Origin of the sequence: Sphingomonas flavida, assembly GCF_036663655.1 — a bacterium.
In the GTDB taxonomy this organism is placed as follows: Bacteria; Pseudomonadota; Alphaproteobacteria; order Sphingomonadales; family Sphingomonadaceae; genus Sphingomonas.
This window is the reverse complement of record NZ_JAXOJH010000010.1, coordinates 94,603-116,355: the sequence shown is the minus strand read 5'-3', so window position 1 is coordinate 116,355 and position 21,753 is coordinate 94,603. Positions and strand designations below refer to the sequence as shown.

General features: G+C 67.3%; 25 protein-coding genes. 15 read left to right on the top strand and 10 right to left on the bottom strand.

What is annotated here, in order from left to right:
• Window positions 1-202 precede the first annotated feature (202 nt).
• Complete coding sequence (locus U1703_RS12665) at window positions 203-1,372, top strand: glycosyltransferase (protein WP_332785976.1); 1,170 nt, start codon at window positions 203-205, stop codon at window positions 1,370-1,372.
• Here U1703_RS12665 and U1703_RS12660 read toward each other — a convergent pair.
• From U1703_RS12660 to pyrE, 5 genes are all read right to left on the bottom strand, one after another.
• Window positions 1,301-2,386, bottom strand: a complete 1,086-nt coding sequence (locus tag U1703_RS12660; protein WP_332785975.1) for an AI-2E family transporter — start codon at window positions 2,384-2,386, stop codon at window positions 1,301-1,303. The genes U1703_RS12665 and U1703_RS12660 overlap by 72 nt on opposite strands.
• Entirely contained in the window at window positions 2,383-3,363 is a 981-nt protein-coding gene (gene lepB / locus U1703_RS12655) for a signal peptidase I (protein ID WP_332785974.1), read from the bottom strand. The genes U1703_RS12660 and lepB overlap by 4 nt, the downstream gene beginning before the upstream one ends.
• Window positions 3,360-3,770, bottom strand: a complete 411-nt coding sequence (acpS, locus tag U1703_RS12650; protein ID WP_332785973.1) for a holo-ACP synthase — start codon at window positions 3,768-3,770, stop codon at window positions 3,360-3,362. The genes lepB and acpS overlap by 4 nt, the downstream gene beginning before the upstream one ends.
• Before the next feature lie 133 nt (window positions 3,771-3,903).
• Entirely contained in the window at window positions 3,904-4,632 is a 729-nt protein-coding gene (locus U1703_RS12645) for a pyridoxine 5'-phosphate synthase (protein WP_332785972.1), read from the bottom strand.
• Window positions 4,629-5,213 carry an orotate phosphoribosyltransferase gene (gene pyrE / locus U1703_RS12640; protein WP_320453619.1) on the bottom strand — a complete coding sequence of 195 codons (585 nt, stop codon included), beginning with the start codon at window positions 5,211-5,213 and terminating at the stop codon, window positions 4,629-4,631. The genes U1703_RS12645 and pyrE overlap by 4 nt, the downstream gene beginning before the upstream one ends.
• Window positions 5,214-5,453: 240 nt before the next feature.
• On the opposite strand from pyrE, the gene coxB reads away from it, so the two are divergent.
• The 11 genes from coxB to U1703_RS12585 all read left to right on the top strand — a co-directional run bounded on the left by coxB (window position 5,454) and on the right by U1703_RS12585 (window position 15,672).
• On the top strand, window positions 5,454-6,626 hold the full coding sequence (coxB, locus tag U1703_RS12635) for a cytochrome c oxidase subunit II (protein WP_443025810.1): 1,173 nt from the start codon (window positions 5,454-5,456) through the stop codon (window positions 6,624-6,626).
• Window positions 6,627-6,629: 3 nt separating this feature from the next.
• A complete protein-coding gene (gene ctaD / locus U1703_RS12630) occupies window positions 6,630-8,303 on the top strand; it encodes a cytochrome c oxidase subunit I (RefSeq protein WP_332785970.1) in 1,674 nt (557 codons plus the stop codon).
• A gap of 222 nt (window positions 8,304-8,525) precedes the next feature.
• The gene (locus U1703_RS12625; RefSeq protein ID WP_332785969.1) at window positions 8,526-9,590 is read left to right on the top strand and encodes an NAD(P)-dependent alcohol dehydrogenase; all 1,065 of its coding nucleotides are present in this window, start codon (window positions 8,526-8,528) and stop codon (window positions 9,588-9,590) included.
• Between the two features lie 264 nt (window positions 9,591-9,854).
• Complete coding sequence (locus tag U1703_RS12620; protein WP_332785968.1) at window positions 9,855-10,754, top strand: heme o synthase; 900 nt, start codon at window positions 9,855-9,857, stop codon at window positions 10,752-10,754.
• Window positions 10,751-10,885, top strand: coding sequence for a cytochrome c oxidase system small membrane protein (locus U1703_RS12615; protein WP_007406524.1), 135 nt, complete (start codon window positions 10,751-10,753; stop codon window positions 10,883-10,885). The genes U1703_RS12620 and U1703_RS12615 overlap by 4 nt, the downstream gene beginning before the upstream one ends.
• Window positions 10,885-11,424: a cytochrome c oxidase assembly protein gene (locus U1703_RS12610; protein ID WP_320453614.1), complete on the top strand. Its 540-nt coding sequence runs from the start codon at window positions 10,885-10,887 to the stop codon at window positions 11,422-11,424. The genes U1703_RS12615 and U1703_RS12610 overlap by 1 nt, the downstream gene beginning before the upstream one ends.
• 38 nt (window positions 11,425-11,462) lie before the next feature.
• Window positions 11,463-12,374: a cytochrome c oxidase subunit 3 gene (locus U1703_RS12605; protein ID WP_332785967.1), complete on the top strand. Its 912-nt coding sequence runs from the start codon at window positions 11,463-11,465 to the stop codon at window positions 12,372-12,374.
• A complete protein-coding gene (locus U1703_RS12600) occupies window positions 12,334-12,774 on the top strand; it encodes a DUF983 domain-containing protein (protein WP_443025809.1) in 441 nt (146 codons plus the stop codon). The genes U1703_RS12605 and U1703_RS12600 overlap by 41 nt, the downstream gene beginning before the upstream one ends.
• Entirely contained in the window at window positions 12,771-13,391 is a 621-nt protein-coding gene (locus U1703_RS12595; protein WP_332785965.1) for an SURF1 family cytochrome oxidase biogenesis protein, read from the top strand. The genes U1703_RS12600 and U1703_RS12595 overlap by 4 nt, the downstream gene beginning before the upstream one ends.
• Before the next feature lie 13 nt (window positions 13,392-13,404).
• Window positions 13,405-14,793 carry a threonine synthase gene (gene thrC / locus U1703_RS12590; RefSeq protein ID WP_332785964.1) on the top strand — a complete coding sequence of 463 codons (1,389 nt, stop codon included), beginning with the start codon at window positions 13,405-13,407 and terminating at the stop codon, window positions 14,791-14,793.
• Between the two features lie 9 nt (window positions 14,794-14,802).
• Entirely contained in the window at window positions 14,803-15,672 is an 870-nt protein-coding gene (locus tag U1703_RS12585) for a class I SAM-dependent methyltransferase (protein WP_056438649.1), read from the top strand.
• Between the two features lie 91 nt (window positions 15,673-15,763).
• Here the strand turns inward: U1703_RS12585 and U1703_RS12580 are convergent, their stop codons facing one another.
• Genes U1703_RS12580 through U1703_RS12565 form a run of 4 tightly spaced genes read right to left on the bottom strand, consistent with a single transcriptional unit; the run spans window position 15,764 to window position 18,162 of the window.
• Window positions 15,764-16,516, bottom strand: a complete 753-nt coding sequence (locus U1703_RS12580) for a methyltransferase (protein WP_332785963.1) — start codon at window positions 16,514-16,516, stop codon at window positions 15,764-15,766.
• Between the two features lie 4 nt (window positions 16,517-16,520).
• Entirely contained in the window at window positions 16,521-17,159 is a 639-nt protein-coding gene (locus U1703_RS12575) for a heme exporter protein CcmB (protein WP_332785962.1), read from the bottom strand.
• Window positions 17,156-17,746 carry a heme ABC exporter ATP-binding protein CcmA gene (gene ccmA / locus U1703_RS12570; RefSeq protein WP_332785961.1) on the bottom strand — a complete coding sequence of 197 codons (591 nt, stop codon included), beginning with the start codon at window positions 17,744-17,746 and terminating at the stop codon, window positions 17,156-17,158. The genes U1703_RS12575 and ccmA overlap by 4 nt, the downstream gene beginning before the upstream one ends.
• On the bottom strand, window positions 17,743-18,162 hold the full coding sequence (locus U1703_RS12565) for a metallopeptidase family protein (RefSeq protein ID WP_332785960.1): 420 nt from the start codon (window positions 18,160-18,162) through the stop codon (window positions 17,743-17,745). The genes ccmA and U1703_RS12565 overlap by 4 nt, the downstream gene beginning before the upstream one ends.
• A gap of 56 nt (window positions 18,163-18,218) precedes the next feature.
• Between U1703_RS12565 and U1703_RS12560 the strand changes: the two genes are divergently transcribed.
• Window positions 18,219-18,509 (top strand): 4a-hydroxytetrahydrobiopterin dehydratase, encoded by a 291-nt coding sequence (locus U1703_RS12560; RefSeq protein ID WP_320453605.1) that lies wholly within the window; start codon window positions 18,219-18,221, stop codon window positions 18,507-18,509.
• Between the two features lie 42 nt (window positions 18,510-18,551).
• On the opposite strand, the gene U1703_RS12555 is transcribed toward U1703_RS12560, so the two are convergent.
• A complete protein-coding gene (locus U1703_RS12555; protein ID WP_332785959.1) occupies window positions 18,552-19,553 on the bottom strand; it encodes a fumarylacetoacetate hydrolase family protein in 1,002 nt (333 codons plus the stop codon).
• 278 nt (window positions 19,554-19,831) lie between these two features.
• Between U1703_RS12555 and U1703_RS12550 the strand changes: the two genes are divergently transcribed.
• On the top strand, window positions 19,832-21,220 hold the full coding sequence (locus U1703_RS12550; protein ID WP_332785958.1) for a DEAD/DEAH box helicase: 1,389 nt from the start codon (window positions 19,832-19,834) through the stop codon (window positions 21,218-21,220).
• 197 nt (window positions 21,221-21,417) lie between these two features.
• Window positions 21,418-21,684, top strand: coding sequence for a hypothetical protein (locus U1703_RS12545; RefSeq protein ID WP_320453603.1), 267 nt, complete (start codon window positions 21,418-21,420; stop codon window positions 21,682-21,684).
• Window positions 21,685-21,753 lie beyond the last annotated feature (69 nt).

Here is a 21,753-nt window from a genome sequence, read left to right as displayed (position 1 = left end):
TCGTTCATTCTGCACGTTAGGGAGATTCCTCGGCGGCGTTCGCCGGTGGCGCCCGCTAACCTCAACACTGCTTTCTCGCACCTGAATAAGAATTCATCTCTGTCGTGCGATTGTGTCCACCTTAGGGCTGATACTGACATAATTCCGCGACAAGCTCCGATTAGCCCTCGTGCCGATCCTTTCCGCCAGCCCTTCGGAGCCTATGCCCGCCGATCACATCCTGACCTATGCGCTCGCGATGCGGGGCGGCGTGGAAGCGGCGCTGGGCCGCATGCTGCAGGGCTGGCTCGAACAGGGCCGCCGCGTCACCCTGGTACTGGGCGACGATGACGGGCAGTTTCAGGGCGGCGTGCCGCACGGCGTGGACATGGTGACGCTGGGCCATCAGCGCTATGGCGGGCTGTGCACCGCGCTGCCCGGCTTGATCGAGCAGGCGCGGCCCGACGTCATCTTCTGTCCGGGCAATCACTATACCGCCATGGCCGCCTGGACGCGCCTGCGCCTCGCCGGCGCCTGCCCGCCGATCGTCGCCAAGATGTCGAACGCGGTCGATCGCGGCGACCAGGCGGGTTGGATGGCCTGGGGCCAGCGGCAATGGCTGGCGGGGCATCGCCACTTCCTGGACGCGCTGGTCGCGATGACCCCCGCGACCGCGCGCGAGGCGCAAGGGGCGACCGGGCTGTCGGTCGCGGTGATCCCCAATCCGCCCAGCGTGCTGCCCGGTTTCGCGTCCAATCGACCGCCGGTGGCGAGCCGCCGCATCCTGGGCGTCGGGCGGCTGGAGCCGCAGAAGCGCTGGGACCGGCTGATCACCGCGATGACCCATTTGCCCGAGGATATCGGGCTGACCATCCTGGGCGAGGGTAGCCTGCGTCCCGCGCTGACCGCGCAGATCGAGATATTGGGGCTGTCGCACCGTGTCTCGCTCCCCGGCCACAGCGCCGATGCGCCCGGCGCGATGGCCGCCGCGCCGGTGGTCGCGCTCGCCTCCGACTATGAAGGCGTGCCCGGCGTCCTGCGCGAGGCGCTGGCGGTGGGGACCCCGGTCGTCACCACCGATTCGAGCCCGGCGGTGTATGAGATCGTGACCGATCCGACGCTTGGCACCATCGTCCCGCGTCAAGACGTGCACGCGCTGGCGGCGGCGCTGCGCCATTGGCTCGATCCCGTCGCGCCGCGCCCCGATCCCGTGCCGCAGCCGGGACAGGATTCGGCCGAGCGTTATCTGGCGCTGTTCGATTCGATCGTCGCGGCGCGCGGGCGGCAGGCGCCGATCTGGTCCGAGCCTGAGCGGATGCCGTCAGCCGAGATCGGCTTGGGCGCGCGTGCCGTCGCCGTCGCGCGCCGCCTCGCGCTCCGACCGGCGCTTTAGCGCGGTCTTGACCATCGCGGTCATCGGATCGGCGAGCGCCAGACCCAATATGCCGAACAGCGCACTCGCCATGATCTGGGTCGACAGGGTCAGCGCCGGCGGCATGTCGACGGTGCGCTTGGCGACCATCGGCACGACGACATAGCCGTCGAAGGTCTGCACCAGCAGATAGGTGCCGATCGCCCAGAAGCCCGTATCCTGCCCGGCCGAAAAGCCGACCGCGATCATCAGCGTGCCGGTGATGATCGCCCCGATATTGGGGATGAAGGCCAGGATGCCCGCGATGATGCCCAGCAACATCGCCATCGGCACGCCGCCGATCATCAGAGCGATACCGATCAGCACCCCCTCCACCGCCATGCCGAGCAACCGCCCGGCGAGCAGACGGCGCAGCGTACACATGACGCGGCCTTGCGTGACCGCGAATTCGGCGCGCGCGGAACGCGGCACCACCCATTGCAGGCCACGCGCATAGCCTTCCGGATCCATCGCCAGGAACAGGCCGATGACGAGGATCATGACCATCGTCGTGACCGCCCCCACCGCCGTACCGACCCAGGAGGTGAGCTTGCCGATCGAACCGACCGACTGTTTCAACAGGCCGTTGATGTCCGAGGTGCCCGGCATGACGCCGTGCGACGACAGCCAGCCGGTGACCTTGCCCGCCTGCGCCTCCAGCGTCGAGCGAAGCTGCGTCACCTGTTGCGCCATCTCGACGCCGGTCAGGTAGAAGGTGCCGAGCAGGAAGGCGACCACCGCCAGCACGACGATCAGCAAACGCCAGCCGCGCCCGATCGGCAGCACCCGGCCGAGCAGCCGCACGCCGCCGTCAAGCAGCGTGGCGAAGACCAGCCCGGCAAAGATCACCAGCAGCGGCTGGACCAGCAGCACCGCCACCGCCATGGCCGCGATCAGCCCCAGCCAGATCGCGGCGCGCGTCAGCTCCCGCCGGACGAACCCCTCGCGAAACTCGATCGGCGCGGGATCGTCGGTTAGCGGGCGCTGCTCGCTCATGATCCGGGCTTTACGGTCGTCGGATGGAGCGAGGTGCCCGCCCGGCCGGAGCGCAGCGAACCCCACCAGGTCAGCGGGTTCAGCGTCGCGTCGCCGTCCAGGCTGAAGGTCACGAATTCGGCGCGACCGCCCAGATTCTCATAGGGAACCGCACCGCCCAGGCCCAGCTCGGCCAGCGAGAAGCGGCTGTCGGCCGAACGATCGCGATTGTCGCCCATCAGGAAGACATGGTCGGCCGGAATGGTGATCGGCCCGTAATTGTCGCCGGGGCTCCAGCCCAGCTCGACCGTGTCGTACCGCCGGTTGTTGGGCAAAGTCTCGGTCACGATCGGCAGGTGGCAGACCCATTGTCCGCTCGCCAGGCGGATCTTCGCCTGGTCGCCATAGTCGGACGCCTTGCACGGGCTGTTCGTGTCGACGGGAATGTCGATGTAATGGAGCGGTCCCCGCTCGACCGGCTTGCCGTTCAGGATGACGACGCCGTCGCGCACCTCCAGCCGGTCGCCCGGCAGGCCGATGACCCGCTTGATATAGTCGTTATGCGTGCCCGGCGGGGTCACGATCACCACGTCGCCACGGGTTGGCAGCGAGCCGAACAGGCGGCCGTGAATGAACGGCAGCTGATAGCTCCAGCTATCCTCCGGCTGGCGCAGGACCACCGACTTGAAGATCGCGATCGGGTTCGGGATGGTCGGCGAGACATAGGACCAGCCATAGGCGAACTTGCTCACCACCAGCCGGTCGCCGACCTGAAGGCCCGGCAGCATCGATTCGGACGGGATGTAGAAGGGCTTGGCGATGAAGCTGTGGAAACCCAGCACGATCAGCAGCAGCCAGAACAGCCCCTTGACCTCGGACCACCAGTCGGTGCCCTTCTTCTTGGCGGCAGGTGGCGGAGGCGGCGCGGTCACCGATGGGTCGGCCGCCGGCCGTTCGGCGGGCGAGCCCGGATTCGTGTCCAACACCGCGTCCTTCATGCGGAAACTTCCGGTCGTGCCTCGATCACGACAAAGGCCTGCGCCCAGGGGTGATCGTCGGTCATGGTCAAGTGAATATGGGCGACGTGGCCCGGCGGGGTCATCGCGTCAAGCCGTTCGCGCGCGCCGCCGGTCAAAGACAGCGTCGGCGCGCCGCCGGGAAGGTTTACCACGCCGATGTCGCGCATGAACACGCCCTGCGCGAAACCGGTGCCGACCGCCTTGGAAAAGGCCTCCTTGGCGGCGAAGCGCTTGGCATAGGTGCCCGCGCGGGTGAAGGGGCGTTTGGCCGCCTTGGCCTGCTCGATATCGGTGAAGCAGCGCGCCTCGAACCGGCCGCCATGCCGATCGAGCGCCGTCTGGATGCGCTCGATATTGCAGAGGTCGGAGCCCAGACCGATGATCATGCGATCCTCCCCGATACGGGGAGGGGGACCGTCGCGAAGCGATGGTGGAGGGGGCTCTCCACCACGCGGGTCATCTGGGGCGCTCCCCCTCCACCAGCCTGCGGCTGGTCCCCCTCCCCGTGCCGGGGAGGATTCACCGCGCCAGGTCCATCGCGGCGCGCATCTTGCGCACCACTTCGGGCAGGCCGACGAACACCGCATCGGCGATCAGGAAATGTCCGATGTTCAGCTCGCGCACCTGCGGGATCGCCGCGATGGGCGTGACATTGTCATAGGTCAGGCCGTGGCCCGCATGAACCTCGATCCCGTTCTTTGCCGCCAGCGCCGCCGCGTCGGAGAGGCGGCGCAGTTCGTCGGTGCGCGCCTCGCCGTCCAGTTCGGCATAGCGGCCGGTGTGCAGCTCGACCACCGGCACGCGCAAGGACAGCGCCGCCTCGATCTGGCGGGGATCGGGTTCGATGAACAACGAGACGCGGATGCCCGCCTCGCCCAGCTTGGCCACCATGGGCGCCAGCCATTCGCGCTGCCCGGCAGCGTCCAGCCCGCCCTCGGTCGTGCGCTCCTCGCGCTTTTCGGGGACGATGCAGGCGGCGTGGGGACGATGCTTCAGCGCGATGGCCAGCATCTCCTCGGTCGCCGCCATCTCCAGGTTGAGCGGCACGATCAGCTCGGCGGACAGCCGCGCGATGTCATCGTCGGTGATGTGCCGCCGATCTTCGCGAAGATGCGCGGTGATACCGTCCGCCCCCGCCTGCGCCGCGACCAGCGCCGCCTGGACCGGATCGGGATAGCCCGCGCCGCGCGCATTCCGCACGGTCGCGACATGGTCGATATTGACGCCCAGGCGCAAATGCTCGGTCATGCCGCCGCGCGGCTCCCCGGCTTGATCGCAGGGATGGCCGCCAACTCGGGGGGCAGATCGTCGGGGCTGTAGCTCGGCACGTCGAGCCGGATCAGCGGGAAGAACGGCACGCCCAGATCGGCCGCCCCGTTCGAGCGATCGACCAGCGAGGCGGCGGCGATCGTCTCGCCGCCCTCGCGCGCGATGGCGGCGATCGCCTCGCGGCTCGACAGGCCGGTCGTGACCACGTCTTCCATCATCAGCACCTTCTGCCCCTGCTCCAGCCGGAAGCCGCGGCGCAGGTGGAAGGTTCCCTCGGGCCGCTCCAGGAACATGCCCGGCACGCCCAGCGCACGCGCCATCTCGTGGCCGACGATGACGCCACCCATGGCAGGGGCGACGACGGCGCTGATCTGGTCGCGGATGTCCGCCGGAATCTTGGCGGCGACCGCCTCGCACAGCCGGGCGGCGCGCGCCGGGTCCATCAGGACGCGCGCGCATTGCAGATAGCGAGGGCTGCGGAGCCCTGAGGAGAGGATGAAATGCCCTTCGAGCAGCGCCTCGGCGGCGCGGAACTCGGCGAGGACGTCTTCATCGGTCATGGGGCAACTCCGGCATCGGTCAGATGACCCGGCCTCATAGGATCGCCCCAGCGTCGGCGCAATCTGGCATGTTGCGCTCTAGGGTTGAGGGGGCGAAGACCCGTGCTATAGTCCGCCTAACAAAAACGACATGACGCCCCGCCCCAAGACCGTCGGACGACCGATGGACGGGCGAGGGAGATGGGAGACGAGAGCGGGATGAGCGAGGTCAAGCGCATGTCCGGACCCCGGAGGATGAGGATGCCGAAACGGATGAAGGCGCTGGCGATCGCCGCCGGGCTGGGCTGCGCCGCGCTGTCGGGAGCAGCCTTCGCGACTCCGACCGCTGCCCCGGCCCCCGCGCCGCAAACCGCCGCCGAACCGGCGGGGGTGTCCAACACCGCCCCGACCACCACCGCCGCCCCGGCGACCGCTGCACCCACCAGCCCGCTGCTGGCGCAGGACGGTGCCCCCGCGATCACCATCAATCCCAAGGTCGGCCTGCCGATCAGCGGCAAGATCGGGCTCCAGCCACAGGTGACGAAGAACGGCGAGTTCGCGCACTGGATGCACAACGACGTACTGATGCCGGTCATCACCATCATCTGCGTCCTCGTCCTCCTGCTGCTCGCCTGGGTGGTGTTCCGCTTCAACCGCCGCGCCAATCCGGTCGCGTCGAAGACCAGCCACAACACCTTCGTCGAAGTGCTGTGGACGCTGGGCCCGGTGGTCGTGCTGGTCGCCATCGCCATTCCGTCGATCGGCCTGCTCCAGGCGCAGTTCAAGCCCGCGCCCGCCGGGGCCGTGACGCTGAAGGCGATCGGCAACCAGTGGTACTGGACCTATCAATATCCGGATCATGGCGGGATCGAGATCACCGCCAACATGCTGAAGGAAAAGGACCAGGTGTCGCCCGGTGAGCGCGCTCGCACCGATGTCGACGGTCCGCGCCTGCTGGCGGTGGACAATCGCATCGTCCTGCCGGTCGGCGTGCCGATCCGCCTGATCACCACCTCGAACGACGTCATCCACAGCTGGGCGATCCCGGCCTTCTGGATGAAGCTGGACGCGGTGCCCGGCCGGTTGAACGAGACGAGCTTCACCATCGAGAAGCCCGGCCTGTATTTTGGCCAGTGTTCCGAGCTGTGCGGCGCACGCCATGCCTTCATGCCGATCGCGGTGCAGGCGGTATCCCCGGCGCAGTTCGCCGCCTGGGTCGCGGCCAAGGGCGGCAAGATGCCGGGTTCGGCGGCCCCCTCCTCCTCGGTCATCCCGCAGCCGGGCGCCGAAGGATCGGCCGCCGAGGCGACCCAGGCCAATGCCGCCGAGGCGGTGACGGGTCCGGCGGACAACGCCTCGACGCCCGCCCAGTCTCCCACCTCCGCGCAGGGTGCCACCGCCAATCCGGCCGGCCCCGGCAACGCTGGACAATAAGCCATGACCGACACCGCACTTCACCCCGGATCGGCTTTTGTCGGTCATGACGATCACCATCATGCGCATCATGACGCCGATCACAAACCCGGCTTCTTCGCGCGCTGGTTCCTGTCGACCAACCACAAGGACATCGGCACCCTCTATCTGATCTTCGCGATCGTGGCGGGCATCATCGGCGGCGGCATCTCCGGCCTGATGCGCGCCGAGCTGCGCGAGCCCGGCATCCAGTATCTGGGCCTGTGGGCCGGGATGCTGCATGGCGGTGCGCAGAGCCTCGACCAGTCGCTGCACCTGTGGAACGTGCTGATCACCGCGCACGGGCTGATCATGGTGTTCTTCATGGTCATGCCCGCGATGATCGGCGGGTTCGGCAACTGGTTCGTGCCGATCATGATCGGCGCGCCGGACATGGCGTTCCCGCGCATGAACAACGTGTCCTTCTGGCTGCTGATCCCGGCCTTCACGCTGCTGCTCGCCTCGCCCTTCTTTGGGTCGGGTGCGGGCGTCGGCTGGACCGCCTATGCCCCGCTATCCACCTTCGGCGAGCCGGGGCCGTCGGTCGACATGGCGATCCTGTCGCTCCACCTGGCGGGCGCTTCGTCGATCCTGGGCGCGATCAACTTCATCACCACCATCTTCAACATGCGCGCGCCGGGCATGACCCTGCACAAGATGCCGCTGTTCGTCTGGTCGGTGCTGGTCACCGCCTTCCTCCTGCTGCTCTCGCTGCCGGTGCTGGCCGCCGCGATCACCATGTTGCTGACCGATCGCAACTTCGGCACGACCTTCTTCGACCCCGCCGGGGGCGGCGATCCGATCCTGTACCAGCATCTGTTCTGGTTCTTCGGCCATCCCGAAGTGTACATCATGATCCTGCCGGGCTTCGGCATCGTCAGCCAGATCATCGCGACGTTCAGCCGCAAGCCGGTCTTCGGCTATCTCGGTATGGCCTATGCCATGGTCGCGATCGGCGTGGTCGGCTTCGTCGTCTGGGCGCACCACATGTTCGCCACCGGCCTGTCGGTGAACACCAAGATGTACTTCACCGCCGCGACGATGATCATCGCGGTGCCCACAGGCATCAAGATCTTCTCGTGGATCGCGACGATGTGGGGCGGCTCGCTGTCGTTCAAGACGCCGATGGTCTGGGCGATCGGTTTCATCTTCATGTTCACCGTGGGCGGCGTGACCGGCGTCGTGCTCGCGAACGGCGGCATCGACGACTATATGCACGACACCTATTATGTCGTAGCGCACTTCCACTACGTCCTGTCGCTGGGCGCGGTGTTCGCGCTGTTCGCGGGCTTTTATTACTGGTTCCCCAAGATGTCGGGGAAGATGTACAGCGAGCTGCTCGGCCAGCTGCATTTCTGGGTGTTCTTCGTTGGCGTGAACCTGTTGTTCTTCCCGATGCACTTCCTGGGCCTGCAGGGGATGCCGCGCCGCTATCCCGATTATCCCGACGCCTTCGAGATGTGGAACCGCGTCGCGACCCATGGCTATGAGATCATGGCGCTGGGCATGGTGTTCTTCTTCGTCAACCTCATCTGGTCGCTGGTCGCGGGCAAGCCCGCCGGCGACAATCCGTGGGGCGAAGGCGCGACGACGCTGGAATGGACGCTGTCCAGCCCGCCGCCCTATCACCAGTTCGAGACGCTGCCGCGGATCGACTGATCGTCCTCCATCATGCGACACAGGGCCCCGAGACCAGGTTCCGGGGCCCTTTTTCGTGGCCCCCTCCCCAACGTTACAATATAACATATTGAACTTGAGCAATTTCCCGATCGTCGTCGATCGGAAAAACTGAACGCCGCATCCCTCTGGCACGGACTTCCTACGGACCCATATGGACGCCGCGACCGTTCGGTTGCGCCACCGTTTTCCACAGGAGCTTCCATGCCCACTCCCGCCAAGGGTTATGCCGCGCAGTCGGCCGAGACCCCGCTTGCTCCCTATTCGTTTGAGCGTCGCGACTGCCAGCCCGACGATGTCGCGATCGACATCCTGTATTGCGGCGTCTGCCACTCCGACCTTCACACCGCGCGCGGCGAGTGGGAAGGTACGCTTTATCCTTGCGTACCGGGCCACGAGATCGTCGGCCGCGTGACCGAGGTCGGCGGCGAGGTCACCAAGTACAAGGTCGGCGATCTGGTCGGCGTCGGCTGCATGGTCGACAGCTGCGGCCACTGCCCGTCCTGCCATGACGGCGAAGAGCAATATTGCGAGACGACCGGTTTCGTCGGCACCTATAACGGCCCCGACCCCGTGCTGGGCGGCCATACGCTGGGCGGCTATTCCGACCATATCGTGGTCAAGGAAGACTTCGTCCTGAAGATCAACCATGACGAGGCCGATCTGGCCGCCGTCGCGCCGCTGCTGTGCGCCGGGATCACCACCTATTCGCCGCTTCACCACTGGATGGTCGGGCCGGGCCAGAAGGTCGGCATCGTGGGGCTGGGCGGCCTGGGCCATATGGGCGTGAAGATCGCCGCCGCGATGGGGGCCGAGGTCTATGTCTTCTCGACCTCGCCGAACAAGGCCGAGGATGCCAAGCGACTCGGCGCGAAGGAACTGATCGTGTCGAAGGACGCCGATCAGATGGCCGAGCACGCCAACAGCTTCGACTTCATCCTGAACACGGTCGCCGCGCCGCATGACCTGGATGCGTTCATGATGCTGCTGAAGCGCGACGGCACGATGACGCTGGTCGGCGTGCCCGATTCGCCGCACCCGTCGCCCTCGGTCGCCAATCTGGTCTTCCGCCGCCGTTCGCTGGCGGGCTCGCTGATCGGCGGCATCGCCGAGACGCAGGAAATGCTGGACTTCTGCCACCAGCACGGCCTGACCGCCGATATCGAGATGATCGCGATGGACGAGGTCAACACGGCCTATGACCGGATGCAGAAGAGCGATGTGAAGTATCGCTTCGTCATCGACATGGCGACGTTGAAGCAAGGCTGAAGCTGCTGAGTCCCACGCGCCTCCCGCTTGCGAGTTTCAGGTCGGTCATGCCCCCGGCATGACCTAAACGATGCGGGGGCATCGTTTACCTGAAACTGGGATGGGGGAGGGAATGCCACGGGCGATAGTCTCGGTGAGACACCCTGCCCTCCCCCCAGCCCCCTCCCGTTTACGGGAGGGGGTGCGCGTGTGGCGGCCGGTGTGCTTCTACTTCACCCACTTCGATTGCCCCACCTTTCCGCACGGCCTATATGCCGGACATCCATGTCCAGCATTCCCTCATCCGTCTTCGTTCCCGCCGACTGGCGCGACTTTCTGGCGCTCACCAAGCCGCGGGTGATGACGCTGGTGGTGTTTACCGGCCTGTGCGGGATGCTGGCCGCCCCGGTGGGGGTCGATCCGGTCATCGGTTTCACCGCGATCCTGTGCATCGCGCTGGGCGCAGGTGCCGCGGGGGCGCTGAACCAGTGGTATGAGGCGGATATCGACGCGCTGATGCGCCGCACCGCCAAGCGGCCGCTGCCGGCGGGCCGGATGAGCCGCGAATCGGCGCTGCATTTCGGCGTGGGCCTCGCCTGTTTCTCGGTCCTGCTGATGGGATTGGCGGTGAATTATGTCGCCGCGGGCATCCTGACGATTTCGATCCTGTTTTATGTCTTGGTCTACACCGTCTGGCTGAAGCGGCGGACACCGCAGAACATCGTCATCGGCGGCGCGGCAGGGGCGTTTCCGCCGCTGATCGGCTGGGCGGCGGCGACGGGTGAGGTCGCCCTGCTGCCCTTGCTGCTGTTCAGCCTCGTCTTTCTGTGGACGCCGCCGCATTTCTGGGCGCTCGCACTGTTCGTGAAGACCGATTACGCCAATGCGGGCGTGCCGATGCTGCCCGTAGTCGCGGGCGAGCGGATGACGCGCACGCAGATCGGGCTCTACACCATTCCGATGGCGATCGCCGCCGTCGCGCCCTGGCCGCTGGGGCTGACCGGCGCGATCTACGGCATCATCGCCACCGCCGGGACCGCGTTGTTCGCCGCCTATGCCGCCATCGTTGCGTTCCGCCACACCCAGGCGGACGACGCGATGAAGCCCGAGAAACGGTTATTCAAATACTCGATTCTCTATCTTTTCCTTCTCTTTGGCGCGCTGGTGGTGGATCGTTGGGCATGACGCCTGACGATTCGAATCGGATTCGCGCCAAGCAGCGCGCCCGCGCCACCGTGATGGCGCTGCTGCTCGGCTTCCTGGTGGTGCTGATCTTCTTCATCACCCTGTCGAAGATCCGGTCGGGCATGCACTGATGCGGCTGACCCGCCAGGGTAGGACGGTCGCCCTTGCGGTGTTCGGCGTGGTGTTCATGACCGGCCTCGCCTTTGCCAGCGTGCCGCTCTACCGCATGTTCTGCCAGGTGACGGGCTATCAGGGTACGACCCAGCGCGGAAGCCAGGCACCGGGCAGCGTCCACCGCCAGATCACGGTGAATTTTGACGCCAACGTCTCCTCGCGCCTCGCTTGGACGTTCAAGCCCGAGAACCCGCACGAAACCGTTGATATCGGCGCGCGCGACATGGTGTTCTTCACCGCGACCAACAATGCGAAAGTCCCGGTCACCGGCACCGCGACCTTCAACGTCACGCCCGACCAGGCGGGCCGCTATTTCACCAAGATCCAGTGTTTCTGCTTCACCCAGCAGACGCTGAAACCCGGTGAGACGGCGCGGATGCCGGTAATCTTCTTCATCGACCCGAAGATCCTGAACGACCCCGATGCCAGGGACATCGAGACCATCACCCTGTCCTATACGTTTTACCCGGTGGATTCGGGGAAGAAAGCGGGTTAGCCTGCCCTCAAAATAGCAAAAAGCTAAGGGACGGGATCATGGCTGGCGCAAAGAACCACGACTATCACATCCTGCCGCCGAGCCCCTGGCCGCTGGCCAGTTCGATGTCGGCGCTGCTCATGGCCTCCGGCGCGATCATGTGGATGCACAGCGTGTCCGGTGGCGGCTGGGCGTTCCTGGCGGGTTTGGCGGCGGTGCTGTTCTGCATGGGCAGCTGGTGGGCCGACGTGATCCGCGAGGCGCATCATGGCGACCATACGCCCGTCGTCCAGCTGCATTTCCGATACGGCATGATCCTGTTCATCGCGTCGGAGGTGATGTTCTTCGTCGGCTGGTTCTGGGCGTTTTTCGACTTCTCGCTGTTCCCGACTGCGATGAGCATCGTCGACGGACAGGTCGAGCGCGCGGCCGAGGGTGCCGCCGCCATCGCCGCGACCTGGCCGCCCAAGGGGCTGGAGGTGATCGACGCCTTCAAGCTGCCCTTGCTCAACACGCTGATCCTGCTGACCAGCGGCACCACCGTCACCTGGGCGCACCATGCGCTGATCCACAACCAGCGCGGCGGCGAGAAGCGCGGCCTGTGGGGTGCGCTGGGCGTCGGCGACCGTGACGGCGTGCTGAAGGGCCTGTGGCTGACCGTGGTGCTCGGCCTGATCTTCAGTGGGATCCAGGCGTATGAGTATATGCACGCGCCCTTCCCCTTCAAGGGCATCAACTATGGCGCGGCCTTCTTCATGGCGACCGGGTTCCACGGTTTCCACGTCATCGTCGGCACCATCTTCCTGATCGTCTGCCTGATCCGCGCCTATCGCGGCGACTTCACCCCGCGCCAGCATTTCGGGTTCGAGGCGGCGGCCTGGTACTGGCATTTCGTCGACGTGGTGTGGCTGTTCCTGTTCGTCACCATCTATGTCTGGGGTGGCTGGGGCGCGCCGGTTCATAGTGGCTGATCCGACGCCTCCCACCATCGCACAGGCGGCATTTCAGGGGCTGTGTTCGCGTTGCGGCCAGCCCCATTTGTTTGCCGGGCCGCTCTTGTCGAAGCATCTGGTGACCTTTGCCGATCGCTGCACGGCGTGCGGGCTGGACTTCACCCGGTTCAATGTCGGCGATGGCCCTGCGGCCTTCCTGACCCTGATCCTGGGTACGGTCATCACCATCGCCGCGATCACGGTCGAGCTGACGCTGCATCCGCCGCTGTGGCTGCACATGCTGATCTGGCTGCCCCTGACCGCGATCGCAGTGGTCTATTCCCTGCGCGTCGCCAAGGGCGCGCTGATGGCCGCCGAATATCGTAACGAGGCGCGTGAGGGGGCGATCGCCCGTCCCGAGGACGACGCCGAGCTATGACGCGCATCCCCGTCCTGCCCACCCTGATCGTCGGCCTGGCGGTCGCGGCGATGATCGCGCTCGGCCTGTGGCAGCTGCTCGACCGGTTGCCGCAGAAAGAGGCGTATCTGGCGCAGCTTGCCGCCAACCCGGCGCGCGCCGTGATCGCCTTTCCGCTCCAGCCCGACGAGAGCCTGCTCTTTCGCCGCGCGGTCGCCGAATGCCACCCGCCCGTCACCCTCCGCCGCGCAGGCGCGGGTGCGGCGGGCTTCCGGCTGATCGCGACCTGTTCGGTGCCGCAAGGCGCGATGCAGGTCCAGCTGGGCACCACCCATGATCCGCGCAAGCAGATCAGCTGGACCGGCGGCCGGGTCGGCGGCTATGTCGCCCATGCGCCCGACAGCCGATCGCTGATCCAGTCGGCCTTCGACCACCGGCCCCAGGCGATGCTGCTGGTCGCGGATGCGCCGGTCGCCGGGCTCGAACCCAATGCGAGCCCGGACCTGGACGCGGTGCCCAACAACCATCTAGCCTATGCCATCCAATGGTTCCTGTTCGCCGCCATCGCCGCAATTATCTATGCTTTGGCGGTCTTTCGACGCAATCGAATGGTTGTCGCGAAGCCTTCACCCCGTTAAGCCGCAGCGCATCATGCGCTATATCAGTACTCGCGGCTCTGCCCCCGTCCTCGATTTCCGGGGCGCGACCCTGGCCGGTCTCGCCAGCGACGGCGGACTTTACGTCCCCGAAACCTGGCCGTCCCTGACCCCCGAAGAGATTGAGGGGCTGGCGGGCCTGTCCTATGCGCAGACCGCCGCGAAGATCATGGCGCCCTTTATCAGCGACAGCCTAGGCGCCGACGAATTGCAGGCGCTGTGCGACACCGCCTATGGCCGCTTCTCGCACGCCGCCGTCACGCCCCTGGTCCAGCTCGACCATGACCAGTGGCTGCTCGAACTCTTCCACGGCCCGACGCTGGCGTTCAAGGACGTCGCGCTGCAGATGCTCGGCCTGCTGTTCGAGCGATTCCTGCGCGGCACCGACACCCGCCTGACCATCGTCGGCGCGACCAGCGGCGACACCGGATCGGCGGCGATCGACGCGGTGGCGGGGCGCGCCAATATCGACATCTTCATGCTTCACCCGGTGGGCCGCGTGACCGAGATCCAGCGTCGCCAGATGACGACGGTGCTCGCCCCCAACGTCCACAACATCGCGGTCGAAGGCAATTTCGACGATGCCCAGGCGCTGGTGAAGGCGATGTTCAACGATCGCGCCTTTGCCGATCGCCATACCCTGTCGGCGGTCAACTCGATCAACTGGGCGCGGTTGATGGCGCAGGTCGTCTATTATTTCTACGCCGCCGTCCGGCTGGGCGCGCCGGGCAAGCGCGTCGCCTTCTCGGTCCCGACCGGCAATTTCGGCGACGTCTTCGCCGGTTACGTCGCGGCGCGCATGGGCCTGCCCATCGAGCGGCTGATCGTCGCGACCAACGTCAACGACATCCTCCACCGCGCGCTGTCCTCTGGCGATTATTCCAAGGGGCAGGTCCAGGCGACGGCCACCCCCTCGATGGATATCCAGGTCAGCTCGAACTTCGAACGCCTGTTGTTCGACGCCAATGGCCGCGACGGCAACGCCCTGGCCGCGCAGATGAAGGGTTTCGAGGCATCGGGCGCGATGCGGCTGACCAATGCGCAGAGCCAGGCCATCGCCCCGCTGTTCACCAGCACCCGCGTCGATGCCGACGACATGAGCCGGGCGATGCGCTGGGCGGCGGACGAGGCGGGGCAGATCCTCGACCCGCATACCGCCATCGCCCTGTCCGCCGCACGGGCGAGCGAGTTGACCGTTCCCGTGGTCACGCTGGCCACCGCGCACCCGGCCAAGTTCACCGACGCGGTCGAGCGCGCTACCGGCAGCCGCCCTTCGCTGCCCCGCCGCGTCGGCGACCTGTTCGAGCGCGAGGAACGCTATACCACCCTGCCCGCCACCTTCGACGCGGTGACGGCCTTTATCGACGGGCATGGTTTGCGCTAACGCATCCCCATGAAACTCGAAACGATGATCGGCGAGCCCTGGGCGGATTACGGGCTGGTCGACTCCGGCCATGGTCGCAAGCTGGAACGCTATGGCCGGTTCCGCTTCATCCGCCCCGAACCGCAGGCGATGTGGGCCCCCGCGACCGAGGACTGGCGCGCGGCGGCCGAGTTCGTTCCCGGCTCGGACGAGGATGGCGGCGGCCGCTGGAATTTCAACGAGCCGGTGCCGCGCGACGGCTGGCCGCTGAAGTGGAACGAGGTGCGCTTCACCGCGCAGAACACGCCGTTCCGCCATCTGGGCTTCTTCCCCGACATGGCGCCGGTGTGGAGCTGGATGCGCGAGCAGGTCGACGGGATGGCCGAGCCGGAGTGCATGAACCTGTTCGGCTATACCGGCGTTGGCACGCTGGCGATGGCCAGCGCAGGTGCGAAGATGGTGCATGTCGACGCCTCCAAGAAATCGGTCGAGGCGGCGCGTGGCAATGCGATGCTGTCGGGCCTGGGCGATGCGCCGGTGCGCTGGATCATCGACGATGCCGCCAAGTTCGTCGCGCGCGAGGTTCGGCGCGGGCGGCGCTATGACGGCATCCTGCTCGACCCGCCCAAATATGGGCGCGGGCCGGAGGGCGAGGTGTGGCGGCTGGAGGAAGACCTGCCCGGCCTGATCGCGAACTGCCGCCAGTTGCTGGATGCCGATTCGCGCTTCCTGTTCCTGACCGTCTATGCGGTGCGCATGTCGGCGATGGCGATCGGCGAGATGATGCGCCAGGTGATGGCCGACCTGCCCGGCAAAGTGGAATGCGGCGAACTCGGCGTGCGCGAGGAAGCGCGTGGACTCACCCTGCCGACCGCCATCTGGGCGCGGTGGAGCCGGTAGGGCCCGACAGCCCTACCCAACCTCCGTTCAGCCTGCGCGAAGTCGAAGGCCACGCCCGATCATGGCGGCGGGGCGTGTGCTTCGACTTCGCTCAGCACGAACGGGGGTTGCGGATTTCGATCAACGCCACCTCATAGGTCGCGACCGCCCCGCCCGCTTCGAACGCCCGCGCAATCCGCCGCATCGCGCCGGGCGGGATCGGCCGGTGCCCCTCACGCGGCGTTCCCGCCCCGATCGCCCGGAGCGCGCGCATGAAGTCCGCCGCTGATTCGTGCCGCTGCTCGAAGCGCCGTGTCTCGACCGACCACCCCAACGCCTCGACCGGCGGATAGGCCGGGCTCCCCGCCACATATCCTTCCGCCCGGTGCGCCTCGTGCCACGCTGCGAAGGTCCCCTCGACCAGCGTCGTCACCAGCAACCGTCCGCCCGGTGCCAGCAATGTCGCCAACCGCCGCAAGCCGCTTTCCAGATCGGCGAACCACTGCACCGCCAGGCTGCTGACGATCAGGTCGAACGGCGCTTCGCCCGGCAGGTGGGGATGTTCGCCGTCCATCACCCGCCCGCGCACGCCCGTATGCTTGGCCATCCCGCGCTCCAGCATGGCGGGGGCGATGTCGGTCATCAGCCAGTCGGGCCGCACCAGCCGGGGCAGCACCGCCCCGGTCAGGAAGCCGGTCCCGCATCCCACCTCCAGCACGCGCGGCGCGGGCGGGGCGACCGCCACGACGCGATCGGCCAGCCAGTCGGCGACCTGCCGCTGGACCACGGCATGTGCGTCATAGGCCGCCGCCGCATCGAAGGCGTGCGCGATCCGCGCCGCCGCCATGGCCGTGGTTTCGCGCATCGGCTCAGTCGCGCACCGAACGGATCGCCGCCGCCGCGATCCACGGCGCGCCCGCGACCAGCATCAGCGACACCGCCGCCAGCAGCTTGAGCGCGCCCATGTCGCCGCTTCCCGCGCCGAAGATCAGCAGCGGCAGCGCCAGCGGCAGCAGCAGCAGCCCGGCCAGCCCGCCCGCACCGCGCAACCCCGCCGTCAGCGCGCCCGTCGCCACCGCCAGCGCGGCCAGCCCCGGCGTACCGAGCAGCAACCCCGCCTCGACGCGGCCCACCGCCGCCGGATCCAGGCCGAACAATCCGCCCGCGACCAGCGCCGCCAGCATCAGCGGCGGCGCAAAGGCGATCCAGTGCGCGACGATCCGCAGCGCCATGACCAGGGGCAGCGACAGGCCATGGACCCGAATCTGGTCGAACCACCCCGATTCGGCATCGGGCGCGACCAGCCGCTCGACCGGCAGCAGCGCCGCGAGCAGCGCCGCGACCCAGATCGCCCCCGCGCCGACACGCATCAACACCGCCCGGTCGGGCCCGATCGCGAAGGGAAACAACACCACCGCCAGCAGGAAGAAGCCGCAGACCAGCCCCGCCCCGCCCCCGGCATAACCGCGCCGCACGTCGCGCGCGATCAGGGTGAGGGCGACGCTCATGCGGGCACGAACCCGTCCAGCGCGAGCGTCCGGGCGTCGGGCACCCCGAGCGGCTGATGCGTGGTCAGCAGCACCGCGCCGCCCGCCGCCCGATGCTGCGCGATCACCCGCTCCAGCATCGCGACGCCCCGGGTATCGAGCCCGTTGCCGGGCTCGTCGAGCAGCCAGAGCGGGGCATGCGCGGCCAGGACGCGCGCCAGCCCGGCGCGACGCCGCTGGCCGGTCGACAACAGGCGCACCGGCACCTCGGCCAGCGCGCCCAGCTCCACCATCGCCAGCGCAGCGGTCACCCGCGCCTGCGCATCGGCACCGGCATTCAGCCGCGCCCAGAATGTCAACGCATCGCCCAGCCGTCGTTCGGCGTCGAGCGCGAGGTCTTCGGTCATCAGCGCCATCGGCTCCGCACGCGTGACAATCCCCTCGAACGGCGCGATCAGCCCGGCGGCAAGCCGCAACAGGCTGGATTTGCCGATCCCGTTGGGGCCGGTGACGACCGCCGCCTCGCCCCGGTCGAGCGACAGCGACAATCCAGCGAACAACAGCCGCCCGCCGCGTGCGCAGGCGACCTGGGACAGTGAAAGGATCACGTCGCCGGGCCGTCCATCGCCTCTTCCAGGACATGCATGTCCTCGTCGGACAGGCCGAAATGATGGCCGATCTCGTGGATCGTCACATGCACGACCAGATCGTCGAGCCGCACCCCGGTCTCGATCCACTCCTCCAGTATGGCACGGCGATAGAGGTGGATGCGGTCGGGCAATGCCCCGGAGTCCATCGAACTTTTCTCGCCCACGGGGCGGCCATTATAGAGCCCGCTCAGGTCGAGCGGATGCTCGATGCCCAACGCCGCCAGCGTCTCGTCATCGGCATGTTCCTCGACGATCAGGACGACATCGCCCAGATGCGCGGCGAACGCGGCGGGCAGGCGTGCGATCGCATCCCGCGCAATCCGCTCGATCACGTCGGCAGTCGGCGCTTCACCGATCGCATCTTGCCCGCTCATGCGCGTCGTCATACCGCTGTGCCGGCCAAAAGAACAAGAGAAGCAAAGGGACGGCTATGGTGGAGCGGCTGAGCGAACTGGACCGGGACGAGGCACTGGACGGCCTCATCGAATGGGACTGGGACGAATCACGCGATGCGATCAGCCGCCGTTTCGTCTTTGCCGATTTCAACGAAGCGTTCGGCTTCATGACCCGCGTGGCGCTGCTGGCGGAAAAGGCGGATCATCATCCCGAATGGTCCAATGTCTGGAACCGGGTGGATATCGTGCTGACCACCCATGACGCGGGCGGCCTGTCCGCGCGCGACATCGACATGGCCGAGGCGATCGACGCGCTGGTGGAGTAAAATCCCAATCCTCCCCATCTTCGATGGGGAGGAATAAGGGGTTCAGCCGACCGTCTGTTCGATCGCACCGAAGATCGGATGGTGGCGATCGTCCTCCATCCAGATGCGCACCGTGTCGCCCTTCTTCAGGAACGGCGTCACCGGCTCACCGCCACGGATCGTCTCGATCATGCGCAGCTCGGCCAGGCAGCTATAGCCGACGCCGCCCTCGGCGACCGGCTTGCCCGGGCCGCCGTCCGAATCGCGATTGGACACGGTGCCAGAGCCGATGATCGTCCCCGCCCCCAGCGCGCGGGTCTTCGCCGCATGGGCGACCAGCGTGCCGAAGTCGAAGGTCATGTCCTGCCCCGCATCGGCGCGGCCGAAGGGCTGGCCGTTCAGGTCGACCTTCAGCACCCGGTGCAGCTTGCCGTCCTGCCACCAGTCACCCAGCGATTCGGGGGTGACGAACACCGGCGAAAAGGCGGAGGCAGGCTTGGACTGGAAAAAGCCGAAGCCCTTGGCCAGCTCGCCGGGAATCAGGCCACGCAGCGACACGTCGTTGGTCAGCCCGACCAGCCGGATCGCCGCCAGCGCTTCCTCGCGACTGGCGCCCGCGGCCACGTCGCCGGTGACGACGACCACCTCGCCCTCCAGGTCGCAGCCCCAGCTTTCGTCGGCCAGCGGGATCGCATCGCGCGGCCCCAGGAAACCGTCCGATCCGCCCTGATACATCAGCGGATCGTGCCAGAAGCTTTCGGGCAGTTCCGCCCCGCGCGCCTGCCGGACGAGCGCGACGTGATTCACATAGGCCGAGCCGTCCGCCCATTGATAGGCGCGGGGCAGCGGCGAGGCGGCGTCATGTTCGTGGAAGCGCGCGCGCGGGATCGCCTCATGGTCCAAATCGGTCGCCAGATTGGCGAGCGCGGGGGCGATGGCGTCCCAGTCGTCGAGCGCGGCCTGGAGCGTCGGAGCGATATGGCCCGCATCCGCATACCAGGCCAGGTCGCTCGACACGACGACCAGCTTGCCGTCACGACCTTCTTTGAGACTGGCGAGTTTCATGCAGGGCTCCTCTTGCCTATTTGGTATCGGATGTAACCATCCGCCCGCGATTGTCACGCGACCGCGTGGCCGATCCTGCCCGAAACTTGACTTTTCGCAATGGGCAGCGCACATGCCCGCCCGTCGAAGGCGTCCACTTGCAGCGTGAACGGACTTTCCAGTCCCGGCTCCGCCCCGACCCTGTCTCCAGGCTTCCCTTGTCACGCGGGGTGTCATCAACCCCGGCGCCGCTCTTCGCGGCCCTCCGTGACACGTGCGCCATGTCTGAAAGTATTTCCATGTCCTTTTCCGAACTCGGTCTTGCCGAGCCGCTCGTCCGTGCGCTCGAAGCCAAGGGCTATTCCGAGCCCACCCCGATCCAGCGCGATTCGATCCCAACGCTGCTGGAGGGCCGCGACCTGCTCGGCATTGCGCAGACCGGCACCGGCAAGACCGCCGCGTTCGTCCTGCCGTCGATCCAGCGTCTGGTCGAGGCGAATAAGCGCGTCCTGCCGACCCATTGCCGGATGCTCGTCCTGGCCCCGACCCGCGAACTGGCCAGCCAGATCGCCGAAAATGCCAAGGGCTATGCCAAGTTTTCCAAGCTGGCGGTCGCGACCGTCTTTGGCGGCACCAGCCTGAACAAGAACCGCCAGGACCTGTCGCGCGGCGTCGACATCCTGGTCGCCACGCCGGGCCGCCTGATCGACTTGGTCGAGCAGGGTTTCCTGAACCTATCGATGATCGAGATCCTGGTGCTCGACGAAGCCGACCAGATGCTCGACCTGGGCTTCATCCACGCGCTGCGCCGCATCGTGAAGATGATCCCGCGCAAGCGCCAGACCCTGTTCTTCTCGGCGACCATGCCCGCCGCGATCCGCGACCTGGCCGACAAGTTCCTCGACAATCCGGCGACCGTCACCGTCACCCCGGTGGCGACCACCGCCGAGCGTGTCGACCAGTCGGTGACGTTCGTCACGCAACAGGAAAAGCAGGCGCTGCTGACCATCTTGCTCGCCGATCCCGCGATCGAGCTGGCGCTGGTCTTCACCCGCACCAAGCATGGCGCAGACCGCGTCGTAAAGCTGCTGGCGGGCAACGGCATCGCCGCCAACGCGATCCACGGCAACAAGAGCCAGGGCCAGCGCGAGCGGGCGCTGGGCGAGTTCCGCTCGGGCCAGACCCGCGTGCTGGTGGCGACCGACATCGCCGCGCGCGGCATCGACATTCCGGGCGTCAGCCACGTCTTCAACTTCGAACTGCCCAACGTCGCCGAGCAGTATGTCCACCGCATCGGCCGCACCGCGCGTGCGGGTCGCTCGGGCATGGCGATCGCCTTCTGTGCCGAGGACGAGCGCGCCTATCTGAAGGATATCGAGAAGCTCACGCGGCAGAAGGTCACCGTCGTGCCGCTTCCCGCCGACTTCGTGAAGCGCGCCGAGACGATCAAGTCGCAGCGCGTGAAGGCGATCGGGGCCGACCCCGCCCCGCGCGTCGACCGCCCGCGCGATCCGGCGCGTCCGCGTGCCACGCATTCTCCGCGCGCGACCGATGCCCGCGCGCCCCAGGGTCGCCAGCCGCGCCGTCGCAGCGGCGGTGGTGGTGCCCCCGGTGGTCCGGGCGGCGGCGGTGGTCGTGGTCGCGGTGGCCGCCCCGGCGGCGGTGCCGGTCGCGGCGCACAGGGCTGATTCCTTCTTAAGCCCCTCCCGTAAACGGGAGGGGTTTGGGGAGGGTAATGGGTCTCACAGAGACCAACGCTTGCGGCATGCCCTCCCCCATCCCCTCCCGTCTACGGGAGGGGCGTGCTGGTGGCACCCGCATGAACCCCAAAGCCCCTCTCCCGCGTTGATCGCGTAACGACACGCGAGCTTCTGGAGAGGTTGCCATGGATATTGCCCACACCCCCGCTGCCGAACGCATTGCGCGTGTGCTCTGCGGCCAGCGGCTGAGCGCCAACGCCAAGGGTGATTCCGAATCCGCCGCCAAGCTGGTCGACGACCATTGGCGCGATCATATGTCCGACGCGCTGGCGGTGCTGCGGACGTTGCGCGAGCCCGATCAGGCGATGGCCGATGCGGGCGATCCCGCCATTTGGGAAAAGATGGTGCTGGTCGCGGTCGAGGCCGCCAAGCCGCCCAAGGTTACGCTGTAAATCCTCCCCGGCTCGGGGAGGGGGACCAGCAAAGCTGGTGGAGGGGGTGGGCCACCAAGAGATGCCCCT